Genomic DNA, 21,860 nt, shown 5'->3' with positions numbered 1-21,860 from the left:
CGGCCCGCGCCATTTGTGACAAAGTGTAAAACGGACCTATTTCTTCTTGGCTCCGGCTTCAAACCACGACGATCAGCCGCGCCGGGCCTCGGCTGCCATCTCGGCATTGCGATCGCGCGAGGCGGTCATCGCTTCGAGCACAACGCCGGCCAGCGCGCCGCCCTCGTCCAGCACGTTCATACCCGCGCGGGTCGAACCGCCCGGGCTGGCGACCTTGTCCGCCAGTTCGCCCGGCGAAAACTCGGAAGCGCCGGCGAGCTGCGCCGCCCCTTCGACCATCGCGAGCGCCAGCCGCTGCGACTGGCCCGCATCCAGACCGAGCGCCACCGCGCCCGCGGCGAGGGAATCGATGAAGCGATAGACGAACGCCGGGCCGCAACCGGCCAGCGCGGTGACCGCGTCGAACAGATGCTCGCCCGCCAGCCACTCGGGCGTGCCGAGCGGCTGCATCAGCGCAGTCACCGCCGCGCGGCCGGTCTCGTCGAGGCCGCGCGCGTCGAGTGCGACCGGCGACTTGCCGATGGCGGCCGCTAGGTTCGGCATGATCCGCACCAGCGCGCCGGCCTGCGGGAAGCGCGCCGCAAGGCTGTCGAATTCGACGCCCGCGAGGATCGAGAACAGCACGGTCTCACGTCCGACGAGCGCGCCCACTGCCGGTGCGACAGCGTCGAGGCCCTGCGGCTTGACCCCCAGCATCACCGCATCGAAGCGGCCTTCCGCAGGCAGTTCGGGCAGCAGCGCGACACCTTCAGGCACGCTCTCGCGATGCGGATCGACGACGGTGAAGCGCGAGGCCGGAATGCCGCCCGCCAGCCAGCCCGTCAGCATGGCCCCTGCCATGTTGCCGCAGCCCACGAGCAGGATGTTCTGAAACCGGTCCATGCGCATATTCCCTTGAAACTGGATCGGCCCGCGACTTAGGCGAGCCGATCACAGGCCACAAGGGCCATGCGTGCCATGCGCAGCGGGACCAGCGGGCGGCATAGCCAACCACGCTGCGAACCGCAGTGACGAGCGGTCAGGCTTCCCCGGCCGCGTCCACCAGGGCCGCCGCGAGCGCTTCGGACGGCGTCTTGTCGCCCCACAGGATGAACTGGAACACCGGGTAGAAGCGGTCGCACTCCTCGATCGCGGCCTCGACCACCATCTGTGCCTGCCCCGGCCCGAGCAGCCCGTCCGGCCCGAGCATCAGCCCGTGGCGATAGAGCACGACGCCGCCGTTCGACCACATGTCGAAGTGCCCCAGCCAGACCTGCTCGTTGATGAGCGCCAGCGCCTCGAACACGGCGGAGCGCTTGGCATCGGCCACGCGGATGTCGGGAAGGCACAGGAGTTGCAGCACCCGGTCCTCCGGACGCCAGATCGCCTGCAACTGGTACGTCGCCCAGGCGCCCTTTATCTCCGCCGAGATCTCGTCCTCACCGGCATATTCGAAGGGCCAGTCGCGCGCCTCGAAAAGCGAAGCGAGCATTTCCACGGGGGCAGCCTCTTCGTCCCGGTCGATATCGTCCTGAACGGTCCTCATAATCTGCGACATCAGCCCTCCGAGAATACGGGTGCATGGATGCTGCCTGTGGGTGGGGGAGCACAATCCACCCGCCCGACATCGCCTGCGCATAACTGCACAAGCCTGTTCACAGCGTGTGGATAAATGTGAATACGCGTTAACACAAGGCCGCCGCCAACCCCACAAACCCGCAGATTTACTTGGAGGAGAGCGGATCCACGACCTGACCCGCCGGGCTGGTCCAGGGCAGCGCGTCGGCGAAGCCCTGCTTCCTGGCATCCGCGAGGAAAGCACTGGCCGCCTTCTGCGTAGCGAAAGGACCGATCAGCACGCGGTTGGTCCGCCCCATCTCGCTGACGTAGGGGCTGCGGCCCTTGAGCAGCGCGGCGCTCTCACGCGTGTAGCGCCGCCAGTCGAAGGCGATGGCGCTCTTGTCCCGTCCGACCCCGATCTGGACCCAGATCCGGCTGGGATGCGTGGGCTTCTTCGCCTTCTCCGCGGCTTCGGCCTTGGCCTTGGCTTCTGCGTCCGCCTTGGCCTTCACCTTAGCCTCGGCAGCCTTGGCGGCGGCGGTCTTGGCCTTGGTCGCCCTGGCTTCCTTGACTTCGGCGACCGGGGCTTCGGCAGCCTTGGCTTCAACTGGCTTTGTCTCGGCCAGCTTTGTCTCCGCCGGTTTGGCCTCTTCGACCTTCGGCAGCTGGACACGCGGGGGTGGCGGCGCCGCGGGAGTGATCAGCCGGATGTCGACGGCGCCCGAGGTCGGCATCACGTCCACGGTCGGCTTGCCGATGTCCGCGAATATCTCGGAAAGCGAAAGCTGGTTCGGTCCCGGAACCGGCGGCGGGCTTGCCGGGGCGGATACCGGCGGCGTCTTCGCTGCCAGCGCGCTGGCAGGCGCGCCCCCCGTAGCGGGCGCCTGCGAGGCGGGAAGACGACCGAGATCGAAGCCCGGAGCAGTTGCCCGCGCCGGCGGCGTGGAGGCCTCCGTCGCCTGCGCAACCTGGGTGGGCGCGGGGGCAGCGGTACGCACAGGCGCTGCGGAAGGCGCGGCCGCCGGAGTGGTAACGGGCGCCAGCGTCGCTGCCACAACCCTGGCAGGCTCGGCACTGCGCCCGACCGGGGGCAGTTCGCCGGTGTCGCGTTCGATCGCGGGTTTCGGCTCGGGCGGCGCGACCCGGTCCGGATCGACCGACGCAAGGCTTGTCGGACGGGTGGACTGGCCCTGCTGCCGCGCCGCCTGTGCCGTGTCCGTACGCGCGCTGCGGGTTCGCGAGGTCTTTGTCGCCTTGGCCAGCTTCGTGCCGCCAAGCGGCTCGCCCTTGGGGATCAGTCCTCCACCGGCAGCCGAACTGCGCGGCGGTGCGTAAGCCGCGATGCGGGCGTCATCCCGTCCGATCTCCGAGGCGCGCGGAAACCGGCCGAGGTCCGCTGCGGCCGCCTGCTGCGCCCTGGTCAGGCGCGGCATGTAACGCAAGTACGGCGCAATGCTCTGCGCCAGCTTTCCGGGCAGGATCGTGTTGGTGATCTCGACCGCCTTGTCTGCGTCGCCTGCGATCGCAAGCGTGAACGCACGCGTCCGCCAGCCCGGCTTGTCCTGCCTGTTCAGCAGCGGCAGCAGCGTCGTATAGGCCGCATCGACGTCCCCGCCGATCGCCTGGCTGATTGCCAGACGATGCCGCAGTTCGTCGGCCTTGTCGCCCGAGGCGCTCGTCATCGCCGCCGCGTAGTAACGCTGCGCCAAGGCATTATCGCCAACAAGGTCGTAGGCGAGACCGCGATCCGCCGCGATCAGCGCAGCACCGGCGCCCGCCTTCTCGGCCGCATCGAAATAGGGAATCGCGCTTACCGGGTCGCCGTTATGGACGAAGGCGCTGCCCAGCCCGGCCTGCACCCGAGGGTTGCCGGGGCTGACTTCGTCGGCGCGGCGGTAGAAGCCGATGGCGGCCGCACTGTCCTGCAGCGCGCGGGCGGCATCGCCGGCGTCGATCAGCGCGGCGACGTCACGGGAATCGCGACCGAGGCGGGCCAGTGCGGCACTGAGCTTCTTGTTGTCCTCGCCGGGCACGGCCTGGACCACCGGCCGCGAAACGCTGGGCGCGCCTTGCGCGAATGCCGGAGCACCCGAGAGCGCGCCGACCAGCGCTGCGCCGCCGAGCAAACGCGAAACCAAGTGATTCACCCGCACGTCCTCTGTCATTCCCGACCCTGCAGGCAGCCCTCCCCACGACGACTGCCGACACTTCATGAACCGGACGGCCGCACGACAGGCCGGAATGCCGCACGACTCCATACGCACCGATTGCGCGTGCCTGCGCCCATGGACCGGCGCAGATGAACTTCAAGCGAACGCCCCCGCGCTCGACGAGCTTCCTTCGACAGGTTGCGACCCGAAGGAGAAAAAGGCGGGAGCACTGCTGCCCCCGCCTTTTCACCACTTACTGGTTGTTCTGACGACCGAGGAAGCGCGGGATGCTGATCGATCCGGCGTCACCGTCATCCTCGCCGGAAGCCGCTTCGGCGCCCGGGCGCGGACGCGACAGGCTGGTCATGCGCTCGAACAGGGTGCTGCCGCCGCCAGCCGGTTTGGCGCGGGGCGCGGCGGGCGCCTGAGCCGGAGACTGAGCCGCCTGGCCGCCGTCGAGCAGCAGTTCGTCCTGCGCGCGCCGCGGGGCCGGGGCCGGCTCGGCCGGAGCCTCAAAGCTGAGGTCCAGCGGCTCTTTCTGGATGCCGCGAAGGCCCGCGAAGCCGGGAGTGGACGCAGGCGCTGACTGAGCCTCGTCCTCGGCGCCGAGTTCCAGCTCCGCCGACGGTTCGAACGCCTGTGAAGGCGAAACGAACGGCGCGGGCGCCGGGGCAGGAGCCGGCTGCTGCGCGACCGGAGCGGGTGCCGAAGCAGCGGGCGCCTGATAGGTCGGCGCCGGCGGCGGCGAGTGCAGCGCCGGACGCGCGATCCCGCGCGAAGCGCCGAGATTCAGCGGACGCGAGGCGATTTCGGCCATTTCCGTGGTCTGCTCGATGCCGGTGGCGACGACCGAGACGCGGATCTTGCCCTGCAGGTCCGGGTTGAACGCCGAACCCCAGATGATGTTCGCATCGGGATCGACCAGCTCGCGGATGTGGTTCGCGGCCTCGTCGACTTCGAGCAGCTTCATGTCGTCGCCGCCGATGATCGAGATGATGACGCCCTTCGCGCCCTGCATCGACACGCCGTCGAGCAGCGGATTGGCGATGGCGCGTTCGGCGGCTTCGAGCGCGCGGTTGGGGCCTTCGCCCTCGCCGGTGCCCATCATCGCCTTGCCCATCTCGCCCATCACGGAACGCACGTCCGCGAAGTCGAGGTTGATGAGGCCCGGCATGATCATCAGGTCGGTGATCGAGCGCACGCCCTGCTGGAGCACTTCGTCGGCGAGGGTGAAGGCTTCCTTGAAGGTCGTTTCCGCCTTCGCCACCAGGAACAGGTTCTGGTTGGGGATGACGATCAGCGTATCGACGTGCTTCTGCAGCTCTTCGATGCCGGAGTCCGCAGCGCGCATGCGGCGCGTGCCTTCGAACATGAACGGCTTGGAGACGACGCCCACAGTCAGGACGCCCTTCTCGCGCGCGGCCTGCGCGATGATCGGGGCCGCACCCGTGCCGGTGCCGCCGCCCATGCCGGCCGCGATGAAGACCATGTGGACGCCGTCGAGCAGGCGCTCCAGCTCCTCACGGGTTTCCTCAGCCGCCGCACGGCCCACTTCGGGGCGCGCACCGGCGCCGAGGCCCTGGGTGATCTCTGGGCCGAGCTGGATGCGCGTTTCCGCGATCGAGTTGTTCAGCGCTTGTGCGTCGGTGTTGGCCACCACGAAGTCCACGCCCTCGATCTGGGCGCCGATCATGTTGGCGATCGCGTTTCCGCCCGCACCGCCGACGCCGATGACGAGAATGCGAGGACGAAGCTCCTCGATAGCCGGCGGTCCGATGTTAATGCTCATTTCGCTCTCCTGCAGGCACGTCGCGCGAAGAAAATTCCTTGACCACTCTGATTGCACGCTTCGATTCGTCTAGGCAAAGGACCATAAACCTTTGTCCACAGCCAAAGCCGCCAATTCCGCCATTTCCACCGCGTTTGTCGTCCGGTTTGCACGGCTGGTCTTCAAGGCCTTCGAAACGGTCAAAAGTATTCGCGCAAAGCCTGATAGACCCGCCCGACCATGCCCAGCTTGCCGAGCCGCACCGTGCTCTGGTGGCTGCGCCCCAGCGAGCGGATGTCTTGCGGGTCCGCCGCCGCGTAAAGCACCAGTCCCGCCAGCGTCGAGAAGCCCGGCTTCACATGCGCTTCCGCCAGTCCCGAAAGATGTGCGACGCGGCCGATGCGGACCGGCTTGCCGATCGCGGCCTGCGCATAGTCGGCCAGGCCCACCAGTTCTGCGCCGCCACCGGTGAAGACCACCTGCTTGCCGCGCTGCCCGGTGAAGCGCATCGTCTTGAGCGCCTTGTTCACCTCCTCCATCAGCATGCCGAGCTGGCCGGTGATGACGCCGATCAGTTCGGCACGCGGAATGCGGTTCTTGTCGTCGGCATGGCGGGCGATCGGGCCGGTGCCCTCCTCGCCCGGCGCGTTGACCGGGATCATCTCGCGGTGGTCGTGCGGGCTGGCAATGGCCGAGCCGTTGACGCATTTCAGCCGCTCCGCCTGGAACCGGCGGATGCCGAAGGCCGAGGCGATGGCGTCGGTGATATCGGCCGAGCCCATCGGGATCGACATCATGTCCTTGAGCATGCCCTGCTCATAGATCGCCACGTTCGTCACCTCGCCGCCGAACTCGACGAGGGCGACGCCAAGATCGCGCTCCTCGGGCGAAAGACAAGCCTGCCCCGCCGCGATGGGCGAGCCGACGACGGCCTCCACTTCTAAGTGCGCGGACTGCACCGCTTCGGTCAGGTTGCGGATCGGGGCGCCGTCCGCCAGCATGATGTGAATGTCGACGCCAAGGCGCTCGGCATGGAGGCCCTTGGGGTCGATCACCCCGTGCGCGCCGTCGAGGCGGTACTGCGCGGGCTGCGCGTGCAGCACCATGCGGCCATCCGGCTGGATCACGTCCTTGGCGGAGATGAGCAGCTGGTCGATATCCTCCTGCTCGATGCGGCGGCCGCCGATTTCGGCGTCGAACTGGTCGATACGGCTGGCGAGCCCTGCCCCCGAGCAGCCGATCCAGACTTTCTGGACGGCGGTGTCGGCCATCTTCTCGGCCCGGTCGATGGCGTCGCGCACGGCGTAGGTCGCCGCGGCCATGTCGGTGACGAAGCCGCGCTTGATGCCCTGGCTGGCGCGGTGGCCCGAGCCGAGCACGACCATGTCGCCGACCTCGTTGATCCCCGCCACGATCGCGGAAATCCGGAAGGAGCCGATGTTGACCGCGCCGAACACGCGGGTGATGCGCTGGTTGGCCATTACTGTTCTTCCCCCGCCGTCGTTTCGGTGGCGCCGGTATGCGGAACCGAGCCCGCCTTCAAGGCCAGTTCCTGCCCGTCCTGCTCCGGCACGCGCATGTAGATTCGGTCCTTCGCGCGCATGTCGAAGGCCGTCACCTTGCCGCCGAGCAGGCGGTTGGTCCCGTCGAGCCGCGCGAACGTGACCAGCGCGCCGGCGGACTCGCGATCGCCCTCGGGCAGCGCAAGCACTTGCCCCGACTGGAAGGTCAGGTTCCAGCGGCGATTGCCGATCCATTCCGCCTCGGCCACGCGTGGCTTCATCGCAGGCGCGGCTTCCAGCAAGTGCCCAAGCGCGATCACCTGCTGGCCCGCGCCGGGACCGGAGACGATCAGCTTGCCGCCTGCATCCTTGCGGCTGATGGCTTCGAGTTCATGGCCCGTCTCGTCGATCAGCACGAAACGGTCGGCCTTGCGCAGCACCGCATGCGGCTCGCGCTCGACGATATCGATCACGAGCGTATCGGGCAGCTGGCGCGAGACGCGCGCATCTTTGACCCACGACAGCGTCAGCAGATCCTGCCGCAGCGCCTCGATATCGACCAGCGGCATTGCGCGATCACGCTCGGCCAGCGCCTTCTCGTAGACCTTGAGTTCGTTGATGTTCTTGACGCCGCGCACTTCGACGCGCTTCACCTCGAAGCCGGTCTGCCCCGCGACCAGCGCCATCTGGTGCCCGGCAAGCCCCGGCAGTCCGGCAAAGCTGGCGACCACGCAGACGAGCGCCGCCGCGCCGCCGAGGATGGCGACGAGGAAGATCTTGTGCAGTTGCCCTTCGGAGAACGGCAGCCAGGCCATGACGGAATCGAGCGCCGATCCGGTCCGCGCCTTGGCGACGCGCACCTTGCGCTGCGCGCCTGCCTGCGCGGCGGCCTTGCGGGCGGTCGTGCCCTTGCGCCGGATGGTCTGGCTCATTTGGCCTTTGCTTTGTCGCTTAGCGCCTCGGCGATGATCGCCTCGACGAGTTCGGGATAGTCCATGCCGCAGGCGCGCGCCTGCTCGGGCACGAGGCTGAGCGGCGTCATTCCCGGCTGAGTGTTCACTTCGAGCAGAAACAGCCCCTCGATCCCCTGCGTATCGTCCCAGCGGAAGTCCGAGCGGCTGGTGCCCTTGCAACCCAGCAACTGGTGCGAGCGCAGCGCGATATCCTTGCAGGCCTGCGTGATCTCGTCGGGAATGTCGGCAGGGCAGACGTGCTCGGTCATGCCGTCGGTATACTTGGAATCGAAGTCGTAGAAGCCCGACTTCGGCTTGAGTTCGGTGACCAGCAGCGCACGGTCGCCGATCACGGCGGTCGTCAGTTCGCGTCCACGGATGTAAGGCTCGGCCAGCAGTTCGGCGAATTCCTGCCACGGTCCCGTGACGTCCTTCGCGATGGGGTTGCCGTAGTTGCCCTCAGCCGTGATGATGGCGACGCCGACCGAGGAGCCCTCGTTCACCGGCTTGAGCACGTAGGGGCGCGGCAGCGGATCGGCGACGTGAATGTCGGCGGACTTGACCACGCGGCCACCCGGCATCGGCACGCCATGCGGGACCAGCGCCTGCTTGGTCAGTTCCTTGTCGATCGCGATCACCGAGGTCGCGAGGCCCGAATGCGTGTACGTCAGGCCCATCAGGTCCATCATGCCCTGCACCGTGCCGTCCTCGCCCGGCGCGCCGTGGAGGGCGTTGAACACGACGTCCGGCTTCGCCTCGGCCAGACGCAGCGCAACGTCGCGGTCCATGTCGATGCGGGTGACGGTGTGGCCCTTCGATTCCAGAGCCTTGGCCACGCCCTCGCCGCTCATCAGCGAGACCGGGCGTTCGCTCGACCAACCGCCCATCAGGACTGCGACATGCAAGGGATTCAGGCTCATGAATTCAGACTCGTTCGATAAAGCGGGGTTTGCAGGTCGCGGACGGCTTCGGAGCAGCCCTTGTCCCAGGGGAAGAGGCCGTCGTCGACGCCCGGCCAGACGATCTGCATCGCGCGGGACATTTCCTCGCCCTCATGCTCGGCGTACCACATCGCCGAGTTGAAGTAGTGCGGGATCAGGCATTCCGGCTCGACTTCGCGCAGCACGCAGCGGTGGCCCTTGAGGAGACCATCGACGACCTTCCAGTCCTCCATCTCGAAGCCCTCGCGGCACATGTCGAGCAAGCCGTTGATGACGGCGGCGGAGAGTTCGGTCGAGAAACCGAAGACGATCACCTCGGGCTGGCTGACACTGGTGCGAAAGCCGACCGAATAGGCGAAGCGTTCCTCGCCCTCATCCTCGTCGTCCTCATCCGGTTCGTCGGGCGGGGTGACGACGGTGATGTGGCAGCCGAATTCCTCGATGTTGTCGAGAATCTGCTGTTCGTGGCGGGACAGGCGATCATCTCTCATGGGCGGGTTCCTACCCGCTGAATTTCCCATTCCAGATCGACGCCGGACTTGTCCTTCACCCGGCGGCGCACTTCGTCGCCGAGGTTCTCGATATCCTCGCTGGTGGCCTCGCCGGTGTTGAGGAGGAAGTTGGTGTGCTTCTCGCTCACTTGCGCGCCGCCCAGCGTGAGACCGCGGCAGCCAGCCTCGTCCACCAGTTTCCACGCGGCGTGGCCTTCGGGGTTCTTGAAGGTGGAGCCGCCGGTCTTGGAACGCAGCGGCTGCGACGCCTCGCGCGCGGCGGAGATGCGGTCCATCTCGGCCTGGATCGCGGCAGGCTCGCCGGGACGGCCCCTGAAGCGCGCGGAGACGACCACCGCACCTTCGGGCAGCTGCGAATGGCGGTAGGTATAGCCGAGGTCGGCATTGCCCAGCGTCACCAGTTCGCCCGAGCGCAGCACCACGTCGCAGTCGATGAGGATGTCCTTCACCTCGCCGCCATAGGCGCCGCCGTTCATCCGCACGAAACCGCCCACGGTGCCGGGAATCGAGCGCAGGAATTCCACGCCCGCGATCCCTGCATCGCGCGCGGTCGAGGACACGAGGATGCCGCTCGCCCCGCCGCCGCAGTCGAGCGTGACGTCATCCACCTTGGTGACCTTGGCGAAGGCCTTGCCCAGCCGGATCACCACGCCCGGAACGCCGCCGTCGCGCACGATCATGTTGGAGCCGAGCCCCAGCGCCATCAGCGGCACCGCCGGGTCCAGCGCGCGCAGGAAGTCCTGCAGGTCGGCCAGATCCTTCGGCTCGAACAGCCACTGCGCATAGCCGCCCGCCTTGAACCAGACGAGCGGGGCCAGCGGCGCATTGGCCGTCAGCTTGCCCCGGATAGCCGTCTGATCGAGCGTCAGGCTCACGCAGCCCTCCGTGCCCGGATGCCGTCGGCCAGACCCGCAGCCCACTTGGTGATGTCGCCGGCGCCAAGGCACACGACCATGTCCCCTGCACGGACCGAACCGGCCAGCGCTTCAGCCAGCGCATCGGCTCCGGCGATGACCTGCGCCGAGCGGTGTCCGCGCGCCTTGGTGCCTTCGACCAGAGTGGCGCTGTCCACGCCCTCGATCGGCTGTTCACCTGCGGCGTAGACCGGCGCGGCGTAGACCACATCAGCGTCGTTGAAGGCGCCCTGGAAGTCTTCCATGTGATCGCGCAGGCGGGTGAAGCGGTGCGGCTGCACCACCGCGATGACGCGGCCCTTCACGCCTTCGCGCGCGGCGGCGAGCACGGCGCGGATCTCGACCGGGTGGTGGCCGTAGTCGTCGATCACGGTGACGCTGCCGCCGTCAAGTTCCACTTCGCCGACCTTGGTGAAGCGCCGCTTGACGCCGCCGAACTTGGAGAAACCGGTCTGGATGCAGGCGTCCGAGCAGCCCATCTCCACCGCCACGCCCACGGCGGCGAGCGCGTTCTGGACGTTGTGGCGGCCCGGCATCGGCAGTTCGATGCCCTCGATCCGGCGGAAGCTGCCGTCGCGCTGGCGCAGCGCCACGTCGAAGCGGTTGCCGCCGGGGATCGGCGTCACATTCTCGCCGCGAATGTCAGCCTGGGCGGAGAAGCCATAGGTCACCACGCGGCGGTCACGCACCTTGGGGATGATCGCCTGCACTTCGGGGTGATCGATGCACAGCATCGCCGCGCCGTAGAACGGCACGTTCTCGATGAATTCGACGAAGGATTCCTTGATCCTCTCGAACGAGCCGTAGTGATCGAGGTGCTCGGGGTCGATGTTGGTGACGATCGCGATCGTGCCGTCGAGGCGCAGGAACGAGCCGTCGCTCTCGTCGGCCTCGACCACCATCCAGTCCGACGCGCCGAGGCGGGCGTTCGATCCGTAGGAGTTGATGATGCCGCCGTTGATGACCGTCGGGTCCACGCCGCCCGCATCGAGCAGCGCCGCGACCATCGAAGTCGTGGTGGTCTTGCCGTGCGTGCCCGCCACCGCGACGGTGTTTTTCAGGCGCATCAGTTCGGCCAGCATTTCCGCGCGGCGCACCACCGGGATGCGGTGTTCGAGGGCGTAGACGACCTCGGGATTCTCACGCTTCACCGCCGTGGAGGTGACGACCACCGCCGCGCCCTCGACGTTCTCGGCGGCGTGGCCGATCATCACCTTGATCCCGCGCGCGCGCAGGCCCTCGACAACATAGCCCTCGGCGATGTCGCTGCCCTGCACCGAGTAGCCGAGGTTGTGCATGACCTCGGCGATGCCCGACATGCCGATGCCGCCGATCCCGACGAAATGGATGGTCCCGATTTCGGTGCCGACGCCCTTCACTTCATATTCTCCATTGCCAGTGCCTCACCGCCTTGCGGGGCGCTGGCCTTTTCCATTCGAATGACGTCCATGATCGGCGCCGCGCCGAAGCTCTCGACGAGGTCGGCCAGATCACGCGCGGCGTTCGGATAGCCGCAGTTCCACGAGGCATGCGCGGCGTTCGCCAGCGTCTCGGGATGCTGGGCGATCGCCTGGATCTGCAGGCACAAGTCCTTGGCCATCTTCTGATGGACCTCGGCCTGTTCGCTGAGCAGCGCGTTGCGCTTGTCGCCCTTGTAGGCGTCGGGGTTCTCGGTGGTGACGGCGGGCTGGCGGATCACCCGCGCGCCGCCGCCCGCGACCATCTCGCGCGCGTTGACGCTCTGGTGGTCGTCCATCGCATAGGGCAGCGGGATCAGGATCGCCGGACGGCCCACGGCGGTCAGTTCCGCGATCGTCGAGGCGCCCGAGCGGCCGATGAACAGGTGCGCCCCTGCAAGGCGCTCGGCCATGTTCTCGAAATAGGTCGCCAGTTCCGCCGGAATGCCGTGCGCGGCGTAGCGTTCGCGCACGCGCTCGATGTCCTCGGCGCGGGCCTGCTGGATCACCTGCAGGCGCAAACGCAGCGCCGGGGGCAGCATCGCCAGCCCCTCGGGCACCACATCCGACAGCACCCGCGCGCCCTGGCTGCCGCCGGTGACGAGGATGCGGAACAGGCTGTCCTCGGTGAATTCGGGGTACGGCTGCTCGCGCAGGCGCAGCACCTCCTCGCGCACCGGGTTGCCGACGACGGTGACCTTGCCGGCCAGCGCCGGATCCAGCTTCTCGGTCTTCTCGGCCGAGGTGGCGATGGCGTCCACCTTCTTGGCGAACCAGCGGTTCACGCGGCCCAGCACCGAGTTCTGCTCATGCAGCACGATCGGCAGCTTCGCGGCGCGCGCGGCCAGCATCGTCGGCATCGCCGGATAGCCGCCGAAGCCGACCACGGCGGTCGGCTCGAAGCTCTCGAACAGACGCAGCGCCATGCGGCGACCGGCCAGCACGCCCTTCGCGCCCTTGAGCCAGCCAAGCGGGTTCTTCCCCGCGATGCGGCCCTGCGGCAGGACGTGGGTGGTCAGGTAGTCAGGCTTGCCGGGGATCGCGGCCCCGCGTTCATCCGTCACCAGCGCGACGTGGTGGCCGCGCGCGTGCAGTTCGGCGGCGAGCGCGAAGGCGGGGATCAGGTGTCCGCCAGTGCCGCCGGCCGCAAGCACGTAGTGGCGCGAAACCGAACTCATGACATATCTCCGATGGCGCGCAGGCTGAACTTCTCGCGCTGGATGAACGGGTTGCGCCGGGTCACCGCGAGCAGCAGGCCCATGGAGAGGCACATCGCCACGGTGGACGAACCACCATAGCTGATGAGCGGCAGGGTCATGCCCTTGGACGGGAATAGCTGCAGGTTGACGAGGATGTTGATGAAGGCCTGCCCGCCGAACTGCGCGGCGAAGCCCGATGCGGCGAGCACCGTGAACAGATCCTCCTCGTCCACCAATCGCAGGATCACCCGCGTCAGGATCGCCAGGTAGAGGATCACGATGACCATGCAGGCGAGCAGGCCGAACTCCTCGCCGATGACGGAGAAGATGTAGTCGGTATGCGCCTCGGGCAGCGCCATCTTGCGCGTGCCCATCCAGAAGCCGAGCCCGGTCCACCCGCCGTTGAGCAGCGTGCGCTGGGCAAGGTCGACCTGGTCGAAGGCCGAGCCGCCGAACAGGAAGTTGTCGATGCGGTTGCGGCCGTTGTCATAAGTGAAATACATCAGGACAAGGCCCGCGATGCCTGCGCCCGCGAACATGCCGATGCGCTTCACGTCGATGCCCGACAGCAGGATCATCACCAGGAAGGCGCCGGAAAACAGCATCGTCGAGCCGAAGTCCGGCTGGAGCATCAGCAGAGCGCCGAGCAGACCCATCACCGCGAAGCAGATGCCGACGACCGGAATCTGCGGATCACGCGCGCGCCACGAGACGATCCATGCCAGCAGGATCGGCCAGCCGCACTTGAGGAATTCCGATGGCTGGAGCGAGATGCCGAAGCGCAGCCAGCGCTTGGCGCCGTTCACCTCGGACCCGACGATCGGCACCAGCACCAGCGCGAACAGCATCGCCGCGCCGAGCAGGATGCCGAAGCGGCGCGCGCTCTCCTTGGTCAGACTGGAAGCCCAGAACATCGCCGCAAGGCCCAGCAACTGCCAGCGCATGTGCAGGTAGAAGAAGTGCAGCGAACGCAGCTTCTCCACCGAAGTCGAGAGACGCTTGGCGCTCGCGGGCGAACCCGCCGCCACGGCGACCGCGCCGATCGCCATCAGGATCAGCACGAGGACCAGCGTAGGCCGGTCGATCTCCTGCCACCAGATCGCGATCTGGCTGCGACGGTTGCGGTTGTAGCGCTGCGCGTTCGGGCCTTGCGCAAGGGTGGCCATCAGTCCTGCTCCCCTTTGGCGTTTTCGGCCAAAAGCGCCTCGACGATCTGGCGAAACACGTCACCCCGCGCCTCATAGTCGCGGAACTGGTCGAAGCTGGCGCAGGCCGGTGACAGCATGACGACGTCACCGGGCTTGGCCGCGGCCATCGCCTGACGGATCGCCTCGGCCATCATCTCGCTGCGATGGACCTGCGTGTAGGGCGAGAGGATTTCCGCGAAGAGCGGTCCCGCGTCACCGATGGTATAGGCGGCGGCGATGTTGCCGAAGAACGGCTTGCACTCGTCGAGGTTGTCGCCCTTGGGCAGACCGCCGAGAATCCAGTGGATGCGCGGCTCCGGATCCGGCGGGAATGCCGCGATCGCGGGCGCGGTGGAGGCCGGGTTGGTCGCCTTGGAATCGTTGATGTAGGTGACGCCGTTCGCCACCGCGACGCGCTCCATGCGGTGCGGGAGGCCGCTGAAGGTGCGCAGGCCCTTGCGCCACTGCGCCTTCTTCACCCCCAGCGCCTCGACAATGGCGACGGCCACGGCGGCGTTCTGGAGATTGTGCGGCCCCTGCAGCGAGGGCCATTCCTTCTGGATCTCGACGAGGTCGGCTCCGTCCGCAAAGCGCACCAGACCGGGCGCGCGGCGCGCGGCCTCGATATGGGCGATCGACCGCGTCTCCTTGTCGCCCACGCCGAACACGGCCTGCCGCTCGCGCCCCTGCATGGAGAAGAGGCGCCCCTTGGAGGCGGCGTAAGCCTCGAACCCGTCGTAGCGGTCGAGGTGGTCGGGGGTGATGTTGAGCAGCGCCGCCACGTCGCAGTCGAGGCTGCGGGTGATGTCGATCTGGTAGCTCGACAGTTCGAGCACGTAGACGCCGCCCTCGGGCAAGGGTTCAGGGCCGAGCACCGGCACGCCGATGTTGCCGCCCGCGCGCGCGGGAACGCCCGCGACTTCGAGCAGGTGGCAGACGAGCGAGGTGGTGGTGGACTTGCCGTTGGTGCCGGTGATCCCAACCACGCGGTGCGCGGGCAGGCTCTGGCGGGCCAGCGCGAAGAGTTCGATGTCGCCGATCACCGGCACGCCCGCGCGCTCGGCGGCTTCGGCGATGGGGTGGCGGTTCAGCGGAATGCCGGGCGAGACGACAACGCCGTCATAGCCGGTAATGTCGGCGCTGACCGGGTCGGCCAGTTCCACCTTGCCGCAGTCGGTCCACTCGCACAGCTGCTGGCGCGCTTCGTCGCGGCTGTCCCAGGCCATGACGTTCGCCCCGCTCTCCACCAGCGTGGCGACGGCGGTAAGGCCCGAACGCGCAAGGCCGAGGACCGCGTAGCGCTTGCCGGCGAAGATGGGGGAGACGATCACGCGCCTGCCCTCCTCAACGCAGTTTCAGAGTGGCGAGGCCCAGCACCGCAAGGACGATCGAGATGATCCAGAAGCGGATCACGACGGTCGATTCCTTCCAGCCTTTCTGCTCGAAGTGGTGGTGGATCGGCGCCATGCGGAACACGCGGCGGCCGGTGCGCTTGAACCAGAAGACCTGGATGATGACCGAGGCCGCTTCCAGCACGAACAGCCCGCCGACGACTGCCAGCACGATCTCGTGATGCGCCGCGACCGCGATGCAGCCCAGCGCACCGCCGAGGGCGAGGCTGCCGGTATCACCCATGAACACGGCGGCAGGCGGCGCGTTGAACCACAGGAAGGCAAGGCCCGCCCCCATGATCCCGGCGCAGAAGATCGCCAGTTCGCCCGCACGCGGAACATGCGGAATGCCGAGGTACGTGGCGTAGTCGACGCGGCCTGCGAGGTAGCAGATGATCGCGAACGTGCCCGCCGCGATGATGACCGGCATCGTCGCGAGGCCGTCGAGGCCGTCGGTCAGGTTCACCGCGTTGCCCGCACCCACGATCACCACGGCGGCGAAGACGTAGTAGAACGGCCCCAGCGGAATGTAGCGACCCGACAGGAACGGCACGTAAAGGTTCGTGTTCAGCTGGCTGACGATGATGTAGGACGCGATGCCCGCCACCACGAATTCCAGCAGGAGTCTGATCTTGCTCGACAATCCGGCGTGGTGGCGCTTGGTCACCTTGTCGTAATCGTCAAGGAAGCCGATCGCGCCGAAGCCCACCGTCACCGCCACGCAGGCCCAGACGAACGGGTTGGTCACGTCCATGAACAGGATCATCGAGCCGATCAGCGCGGTCAGGATCATCAGGCCGCCCATCGTGGGCGTACCGCGCTTGGCGAGGTGGCTCTGCGGGCCGTCCTCGCGGATCGGCTGGCCCTTGCCCTGGCGGACTCGCAGCATGTTGATGAACTTGGGGCCGATGATCAGGCCGATCACCAGCGCCGTCATGAAGGCGGCGCCCGAACGGAACGTCTGGTAGCGGAAGAGGTTGGACAGTCCCTCGTAGTGGAACCATTCTGCGATGAGATACAGCATCTTGCGGGCTTTCGCCCCTACCCTTCCGTCTTTCCTAGCGCCGTCACGAGTGCTGCCAGACCCACCGAATTCGAGCCCTTCACAAGGATAGCGTCATCCCGTTCGAGGCCGAAAGCGCGCAAGGTTTCGACAGCTTCCCGCACACTTGCGCAATGGGCGAATGCCACCGGTTTGCCAAGGCCGGAAGCCCCGGATTTCCCCAGTTCCCCCCCAAGTACCTGCGCCAAAGCACTCATCTCATCGCCGACCAGAATCGCGTAGTCGACACCCGCCTCGCGGATCGGTTCGGCGAGGCCCGCGTGGTAGTCGGGACCGTGGCTGCCCAGTTCCTTCATCGAGCCGAGAACAGCGATCCGGCGATGGGCGGGCGTGCGGCCCAGCTGAGCCAGCGTGGCGCGCATCGAGGCGGGGTTCGCGTTGTAGCTTTCGTCGATCAGCAAGGCCTTGCCGCCCTCAACATCGATCTCCATCCGTGCACCGCGACCGGCCAGCCCGCCCATCTCGGCAAGCGCGACCCCAGCGGCACCCAAGTCGCCCTTAACGGCACGTACCGCAGCCATAACCGCCAGCGAGTTGATCGCCTGATGCTCCCCGGGCGCGGCGACGGTGTAGCACACGCGGCGGTCGCCCATGTCGATGGTGACGAGCGAGCCGCCACCGATCGCGGGCACCGCATCGAGCAGCCGCACGTCCGCATCCGCCGCCTTGCCGAACGACACGACCTTCGCCCCCAAGGTCAGCGCCGCATCGCGCAGGCGCAGGAAGTGCGGGCTGTCGGCGGGGATGACGGCGGTTCCGCCTTCTTCCAGTCCCTCGAAGATTTCCGCCTTGGCGTCGGCGATGGCCTCTTCGGAACCGAGCATCTCGATGTGCGCGGGGGCGATCGTGGTGATGAGCGCGACGTTCGGGCGAACCTGCCGGGTCAGCGCGGCGATCTCGCCCGCGTGGTTCATGCCCATCTCGAAGATGCCGTAGCGCGCGCGGCTGGGCATGCGGGCAAGGCTGAGCGGGACGCCGACGTGGTTGTTGTAGCTCTTGACCGAACGGTGCGCGTCCCCCCGGCTGGAGCGGTCGAGCGCGGCGAAGATCATCTCCTTCACGCCCGTCTTGCCGACCGAGCCGGTGACGCCGATGATCGGGCCACGCGCGCGCAGGCGGGCCGCCGCGCCGAGGCGTTCGAGCGCCTCCATCGTGTCCTCGACGAGGATATGCGGGCCATCGACCGGGCGGTCCACCACCACGGCCGCCGCGCCCTTGGCGAAGGCGGCCTCGACGAAGCGGTGGCCGTCCATCGCCTCGCCCTTCAGCGCGAAGAACAGGTCGCCGGGCTGGACATCGCGGCTGTCGATCTCGACGCCGGAGACGGTGAAGTCCGTGCTCGCCTCCCCTTTCACCGCGCGCGCGATGGCGTCTGCGTCCCACAGGACCAGCGGATTGTCCTCCAGCGGCGCGGCAGGCCAGTCGAGGATCCGGGTGATGGCGTTCATGTCCTACCTTCCCAGTGAACCGGCCATTTCCCTGGCCACGGTGACGTCGTCGAATGGCAGGACGCGCACACTGTCGCCGCTGCCGATGATCTGCCCCTGTTCGTGCCCCTTGCCGGCGATGAGGACGACGTCCCCCGCACCGGCCTCGGCGACGGCAAGACGAATCGCCTCGCGCCTGTCGCCCACTTCCCGCGCACCCGCTTCCATTCCGGTGAGGATCATCGCCCGGATGGTCGCCGGGTCTTCCCCGCGCGGATTGTCGTCGGTGACGATGGCGAGGTCCGCCCCCGCGCTCGCCACTTTGCCCATTTGCGGGCGCTTGCCCTGATCCCGATCGCCGCCCGCGCCGAACACGGCGATTAGCCTGCCCGTCACATGCGGCCGCAGCGCCGCGATGGCGGCTTCCAGCGCGTCGGGCGTATGCGCGTAATCGACGTAGATCGGCGCGCCGTTCGTGTTCAGACCCGCCCGCTCGATCCGCCCACGCACGGTGACGAGGCGCTTCATCGCATCGAACGTCGCGTCGGCATCGCCGCCGCTGGCGATCACCAGACCTGCGGCGACCAGCGAGTTCGCGGCCTGATAAGCGCCGATCAGCGGCAGGTCGATCTTGCGGACCTTGCCCGCATATTCGATCTCCAGCGTCTGGCCGAGGCTCGTGGGCGTGCGCTTGACGAGGCGGATCGCCTCACCCTTCTCGCCTACGGTGAATAGCGTGAGGCCGCGCGCCTTCGCATGTTCGATCGCCTTGTCTGACCACACGTCGTCGGCCCAGACGACCACCGTGCCGCCGTCAACCACGACTTCGTCGAACAGACGCATCTTCGCGGCGAAGTACTCGTCCATCGTCGCATGATAGTCGAGGTGATCACGGCTGAGATTGGTGAAGGCGCCCGCCATCACGCGCGGCCCCTCAATGCGGAACTGCGACAACCCGTGGCTCGACGCTTCGTAGGCGACATGCGTGACACCCTCGCGCGCCAGCCCCGAGAGGTTGGCGAGGAAGGTCGCAATATCGGGCGTGGTCAGGCCGGTGGAGACGGTTTCGTCCCCCGTCGTCACGCCCAGCGTGCCGATCGAGGCAGCGCGTTCGCCCGCCATGCGCCACAGCTGGCGGGTCAGCTCGACGGTGGAGGTCTTGCCGTTGGTGCCGGTCACCGCCACCAGCGTCTCGGGCACCGGCGCGAAGAACGGCGCGGCCAGTTGCGCGAACAGGCGGCGCGGTTCCTCGGCAGCGAAATGGATCGCGCCTTCGACCACCGCATCGGGATGCGCGACGATCGCCACCGCGCCCGCCTTCACGGCGGCGGCGATGAAGTCCTCGCCGTTGAACTTGGTGCCGCGAAATGCGCCGAACACGGTGCCCGGCGCGACCTTGCGGCTGTCGATCGCGAAGCCGGTGACGTTGGCGTCGCCGTCAATCGCAGGCAGTCCGGCAGCAGCACAAAGGGCCGAAAGCTTCATTCTCCGTCGCTCCCCTGCGGCACCAGCGGGCGCAGATCGGTAGTGTCGATATCGCGGGTCTCGTCCGGCATCACGCCCAGCAGCGGCCCGATGCGCGGGACCACGCGCTGGATCACCGGAGCGGCGTTCCACGCAGCGGTGCGCTGATACGAGGTGGCGGCAGTGCCCTGCGGCTCGTCCATCATGGCGATGACGACGTAGCGCGGCTTGTCCATCGGGAAGGCCGAGGCGAACGTCGCGATCAGCGAGTGATGGCGATAGCCGCCCACGCCCGGCTTCTCGGCCGAACCCGTCTTGCCGCCGACGCGGAAGCCCGGAGCGTCCGCCTTGCGGCCGGTGCCGTACTGCACGATCATGCGCAGCAGCTGGCGCACGCGGGCGCTAGTGGCGGCAGTGAACACGCGGCGACCGGCGGGCACGTCGGCAGGGGCCAGCTTCTTGAGCGTGGCCGGACGCCAGATGCCGCCGTTGACCAGCGCCGCATAAGCCGAGGCCAGATGCAGCGGCGTCACCGCGATGCCGTGACCATAAGCGACGGTCATCGTGCGCAGGCGCGGCCACTCACCGCGCGGCCAGATCGGGAAGCCCTTCGCGGGCAGTTCCACGTAAGGCCGCTGGTTCATGCCCAGCGCTTCCATCGTCTTCTTGAGCCGCACGCCGCCCAGTTCGTCGGCGATGCGCGCGGTCACCGTGTTGGACGAATGGATCAGCGTCTCCGGCACGTTCAGCGAGGCGCCGTAGTTGTGCAGGTCGTGGATGGTGAAGCGGCCGACATGCAGCGGCGTCGCGGGCCACTGCTTGCCAAGATCGGTCACCACGCCCGCGTCGAGCGCGGCGGCCACGGTGATCGGCTTGAAGGTGGAGCCCAGTTCGTAGACCTGGTTGGTCACGCGGTTGAAACCGTGCGGCACGTCGCCGTTGCGCGCTTCCTCGGCGGAGATCACCATGTCGGTCGGCTTCACGTGGTTCGGATCGAACGAGGGCAGCGAGGCCAGCGCGAGAATCTCGCCGCTGTCCACGTCGAGCACCACGCCCGCCGCGCCCTTGGCGGCGCTGAGCTGCATCGCGCGGGCCAGTTCGTCCTCCAGCGCGCTCTGGACGCGGAAGTCGATCGACAGCGTCGCGTGGCCGGTGCGGCCTTCGGGGCTGATGAGCTGGTCGTTGAAGGCCTCCTCCATGCCGACCTTGCCCTTGCCGTAGCTGTCGACATAGCCGAGCACGTGCGCCGCCATCGACCCCTGCGGATAGAAGCGCGTCGCCTCCAGCGGGAATTCCAGCGCCGGTTCGCCCAACGCGTGGACCTTGTTCGCGTCCTCGGGCAGCAGCGACTTGCGGAGGTACGCAGGTTTCCCTGCGCGCAGCTTGGCGAGGATTTCGTCGCGGTCGAGATCGGGGAAGATGCGCAGCAGGCCCGCGGTCACCTCTTCCGGCGAGTGGATCAGCGCCGAACCCTCGGTCATCGCCTTGGGGTTGTACCAGAGCGAATAGACGCGGAAATCGCGGGCCAGCGGCACGCCGTTGCGGTCGACGATGTCGCCGCGCGCGGGGATCAGCATGTCGGCCAGATCGCCCTGACGCGGGCCGACGCCGGTGAAGCCGAGATAGACGATGCGGAAAAGCGCCAGCACCGTCACCAGCATGAAGACGGCCAGGATCCACAGCATGCGCGCCTTCGCCGTGAGCAGCGAGCGCTGGCGCACGTTCACCAGACGGCGGCGACCGACCGAGACGGTAGTGGGGATCGTCCCGAGGGGAAACGCCGGGGCGTTCACTGCTGGGCAGCCTCCGCCACTTCGATGCGGGCCAGACGCTTGCCGAGCGCGGCGGCGTCACGCGCGATCGCCTCTCGCTCCGGGTCGCGGGTTTCCGCTTTGGGCTTGTCGGTGATCGCAGCCGCCGTCGCCCCCGCGACCGGCGAAACCATAGCGAGGAGCGAGCCGCCCTCACCCTTCGAACCATCGCCCGAAGCGCCACCCTGCACTTCGGCATTGGCGTAGCGGATGGGCGCAGGCGCGCCCGGGCCCGCGGGCACGCCAAGCGCGGCCAACTGGCGCTCGCCCTCGATGTACTGGCCGGCGGTGGGCGCCTTGTAGCCGAATTCCAGATCGTTGAGGTCGCGCAGCGCCTGCTGGTTGGAGCGGGTCTGGAACTCGGTCTGGAGGAAGTCGATGTCGCGCTTGACCCAGACGATCTTCTTGTCGGTATCGTGGACCTGGCTCTTTACCGCGTTCACGCGCAGCGTCAGGCCCACGGTGCCCGCAAAGCAGACAACGAGGACCGAGACCCAGCCGATCGATCGGATCCGATCACTGGTAAGGTTCATGCGACTTTCCTTCGGCCGGGGGTGCCATAAGGCTCGGGTGAGCTTGGAT

Annotated in this window: 18 protein-coding genes; all 18 read right to left on the bottom strand. The window is 67.7% G+C overall.

Going from position 1 to position 21,860, the window contains the following annotated elements; all coding sequences use genetic code 11:
- Positions 1-72: 72 nt before the first annotated feature.
- Positions 73-882, bottom strand: coding sequence for a pyrroline-5-carboxylate reductase family protein (locus ACYPYD_RS15230; protein WP_036526432.1), 810 nt, complete (start codon positions 880-882; stop codon positions 73-75).
- A gap of 136 nt (positions 883-1,018) precedes the next feature.
- A complete protein-coding gene (locus tag ACYPYD_RS15225; RefSeq protein ID WP_036526250.1) occupies positions 1,019-1,537 on the bottom strand; it encodes a type III secretion system chaperone family protein in 519 nt (172 codons plus the stop codon).
- A 166-nt stretch (positions 1,538-1,703) separates the two neighbouring features.
- The gene (locus ACYPYD_RS15220; protein WP_236727360.1) at positions 1,704-3,686 is read right to left on the bottom strand and encodes an SPOR domain-containing protein; all 1,983 of its coding nucleotides are present in this window, start codon (positions 3,684-3,686) and stop codon (positions 1,704-1,706) included.
- Positions 3,687-3,942: 256 nt separating this feature from the next.
- Positions 3,943-5,478 carry a cell division protein FtsZ gene (gene ftsZ, locus ACYPYD_RS15215; protein ID WP_459664006.1) on the bottom strand — a complete coding sequence of 512 codons (1,536 nt, stop codon included), beginning with the start codon at positions 5,476-5,478 and terminating at the stop codon, positions 3,943-3,945.
- Positions 5,479-5,657: 179 nt separating this feature from the next.
- The gene (ftsA, locus tag ACYPYD_RS15210; protein ID WP_008830196.1) at positions 5,658-6,938 is read right to left on the bottom strand and encodes a cell division protein FtsA; all 1,281 of its coding nucleotides are present in this window, start codon (positions 6,936-6,938) and stop codon (positions 5,658-5,660) included.
- Positions 6,938-7,891, bottom strand: coding sequence for a cell division protein FtsQ/DivIB (locus ACYPYD_RS15205; RefSeq protein ID WP_008830197.1), 954 nt, complete (start codon positions 7,889-7,891; stop codon positions 6,938-6,940). The genes ftsA and ACYPYD_RS15205 overlap by 1 nt, the downstream gene beginning before the upstream one ends.
- Entirely contained in the window at positions 7,888-8,832 is a 945-nt protein-coding gene (locus ACYPYD_RS15200; RefSeq protein WP_459664004.1) for a D-alanine--D-alanine ligase, read from the bottom strand. The genes ACYPYD_RS15205 and ACYPYD_RS15200 overlap by 4 nt, the downstream gene beginning before the upstream one ends.
- On the bottom strand, positions 8,829-9,344 hold the full coding sequence (locus tag ACYPYD_RS15195; RefSeq protein ID WP_008830199.1) for a DUF4262 domain-containing protein: 516 nt from the start codon (positions 9,342-9,344) through the stop codon (positions 8,829-8,831). Before ACYPYD_RS15195 ends, ACYPYD_RS15200 begins: the two co-directional genes overlap by 4 nt.
- On the bottom strand, positions 9,341-10,240 hold the full coding sequence (murB, locus tag ACYPYD_RS15190) for a UDP-N-acetylmuramate dehydrogenase (RefSeq protein ID WP_459664002.1): 900 nt from the start codon (positions 10,238-10,240) through the stop codon (positions 9,341-9,343). The genes ACYPYD_RS15195 and murB overlap by 4 nt, the downstream gene beginning before the upstream one ends.
- Complete coding sequence (murC, locus tag ACYPYD_RS15185; RefSeq protein WP_459664001.1) at positions 10,237-11,658, bottom strand: UDP-N-acetylmuramate--L-alanine ligase; 1,422 nt, start codon at positions 11,656-11,658, stop codon at positions 10,237-10,239. Before murC ends, murB begins: the two co-directional genes overlap by 4 nt.
- Positions 11,655-12,914, bottom strand: coding sequence for an undecaprenyldiphospho-muramoylpentapeptide beta-N-acetylglucosaminyltransferase (murG, locus tag ACYPYD_RS15180; protein ID WP_459663999.1), 1,260 nt, complete (start codon positions 12,912-12,914; stop codon positions 11,655-11,657). The genes murC and murG overlap by 4 nt, the downstream gene beginning before the upstream one ends.
- Positions 12,911-14,101, bottom strand: coding sequence for an FtsW/RodA/SpoVE family cell cycle protein (locus ACYPYD_RS15175; protein WP_008830203.1), 1,191 nt, complete (start codon positions 14,099-14,101; stop codon positions 12,911-12,913). The genes murG and ACYPYD_RS15175 overlap by 4 nt, the downstream gene beginning before the upstream one ends.
- Positions 14,101-15,453 carry a UDP-N-acetylmuramoyl-L-alanine--D-glutamate ligase gene (murD, locus tag ACYPYD_RS15170; RefSeq protein WP_459663997.1) on the bottom strand — a complete coding sequence of 451 codons (1,353 nt, stop codon included), beginning with the start codon at positions 15,451-15,453 and terminating at the stop codon, positions 14,101-14,103. The genes ACYPYD_RS15175 and murD overlap by 1 nt, the downstream gene beginning before the upstream one ends.
- Before the next feature lie 13 nt (positions 15,454-15,466).
- Positions 15,467-16,537, bottom strand: coding sequence for a phospho-N-acetylmuramoyl-pentapeptide-transferase (mraY, locus tag ACYPYD_RS15165; protein ID WP_036526256.1), 1,071 nt, complete (start codon positions 16,535-16,537; stop codon positions 15,467-15,469).
- A 17-nt stretch (positions 16,538-16,554) separates the two neighbouring features.
- On the bottom strand, positions 16,555-18,024 hold the full coding sequence (locus ACYPYD_RS15160) for a UDP-N-acetylmuramoyl-tripeptide--D-alanyl-D-alanine ligase (protein WP_459663994.1): 1,470 nt from the start codon (positions 18,022-18,024) through the stop codon (positions 16,555-16,557).
- Between the two features lie 3 nt (positions 18,025-18,027).
- Entirely contained in the window at positions 18,028-19,488 is a 1,461-nt protein-coding gene (locus tag ACYPYD_RS15155) for a UDP-N-acetylmuramoyl-L-alanyl-D-glutamate--2,6-diaminopimelate ligase (RefSeq protein ID WP_459663993.1), read from the bottom strand.
- Positions 19,485-21,260: a peptidoglycan D,D-transpeptidase FtsI family protein gene (locus ACYPYD_RS15150; protein ID WP_271184580.1), complete on the bottom strand. Its 1,776-nt coding sequence runs from the start codon at positions 21,258-21,260 to the stop codon at positions 19,485-19,487. Before ACYPYD_RS15150 ends, ACYPYD_RS15155 begins: the two co-directional genes overlap by 4 nt.
- Positions 21,257-21,811 carry a hypothetical protein gene (locus tag ACYPYD_RS15145; protein ID WP_285020106.1) on the bottom strand — a complete coding sequence of 185 codons (555 nt, stop codon included), beginning with the start codon at positions 21,809-21,811 and terminating at the stop codon, positions 21,257-21,259. The genes ACYPYD_RS15150 and ACYPYD_RS15145 overlap by 4 nt, the downstream gene beginning before the upstream one ends.
- Between the last annotated feature and the right edge of the window lie 49 nt (positions 21,812-21,860).

The sequence above is a fragment of the Novosphingobium sp. 11B genome (assembly GCF_054589055.1).
The sequence above is the reverse complement of the archived record's forward strand: the minus strand, read 5'-3'. Positions and strand labels throughout refer to the sequence as shown.

Excerpts from the sequence above, each read along its gene's own strand:
- ftsZ (WP_459664006.1), bottom strand. The coding sequence starts at position 5,478 with ATGAGCATTAACATCGGACCGCCGGCTATCGAGGAGCTTCGTCCTCGC.
- murG (WP_459663999.1), bottom strand. The coding sequence starts at position 12,914 with ATGAGTTCGGTTTCGCGCCACTACGTGCTTGCGGCCGGCGGCACTGGC.
- ACYPYD_RS15160 (WP_459663994.1), bottom strand. The coding sequence starts at position 18,024 with ATGAACGCCATCACCCGGATCCTCGACTGGCCTGCCGCGCCGCTGGAG.
- ACYPYD_RS15175 (WP_008830203.1), bottom strand. The coding sequence starts at position 14,101 with ATGGCCACCCTTGCGCAAGGCCCGAACGCGCAGCGCTACAACCGCAAC.
- ACYPYD_RS15230 (WP_036526432.1), bottom strand. The coding sequence starts at position 882 with ATGGACCGGTTTCAGAACATCCTGCTCGTGGGCTGCGGCAACATGGCA.
- ACYPYD_RS15155 (WP_459663993.1), bottom strand. The coding sequence starts at position 19,488 with ATGAAGCTTTCGGCCCTTTGTGCTGCTGCCGGACTGCCTGCGATTGAC.
- ACYPYD_RS15145 (WP_285020106.1), bottom strand. The coding sequence starts at position 21,811 with ATGAACCTTACCAGTGATCGGATCCGATCGATCGGCTGGGTCTCGGTC.
- ACYPYD_RS15225 (WP_036526250.1), bottom strand. The coding sequence starts at position 1,537 with ATGTCGCAGATTATGAGGACCGTTCAGGACGATATCGACCGGGACGAA.
- ACYPYD_RS15205 (WP_008830197.1), bottom strand. The coding sequence starts at position 7,891 with ATGAGCCAGACCATCCGGCGCAAGGGCACGACCGCCCGCAAGGCCGCC.
- ftsA (WP_008830196.1), bottom strand. The coding sequence starts at position 6,938 with ATGGCCAACCAGCGCATCACCCGCGTGTTCGGCGCGGTCAACATCGGC.
- ACYPYD_RS15195 (WP_008830199.1), bottom strand. The coding sequence starts at position 9,344 with ATGAGAGATGATCGCCTGTCCCGCCACGAACAGCAGATTCTCGACAAC.
- mraY (WP_036526256.1), bottom strand. The coding sequence starts at position 16,537 with ATGCTGTATCTCATCGCAGAATGGTTCCACTACGAGGGACTGTCCAAC.
- ACYPYD_RS15200 (WP_459664004.1), bottom strand. The coding sequence starts at position 8,832 with ATGAGCCTGAATCCCTTGCATGTCGCAGTCCTGATGGGCGGTTGGTCG.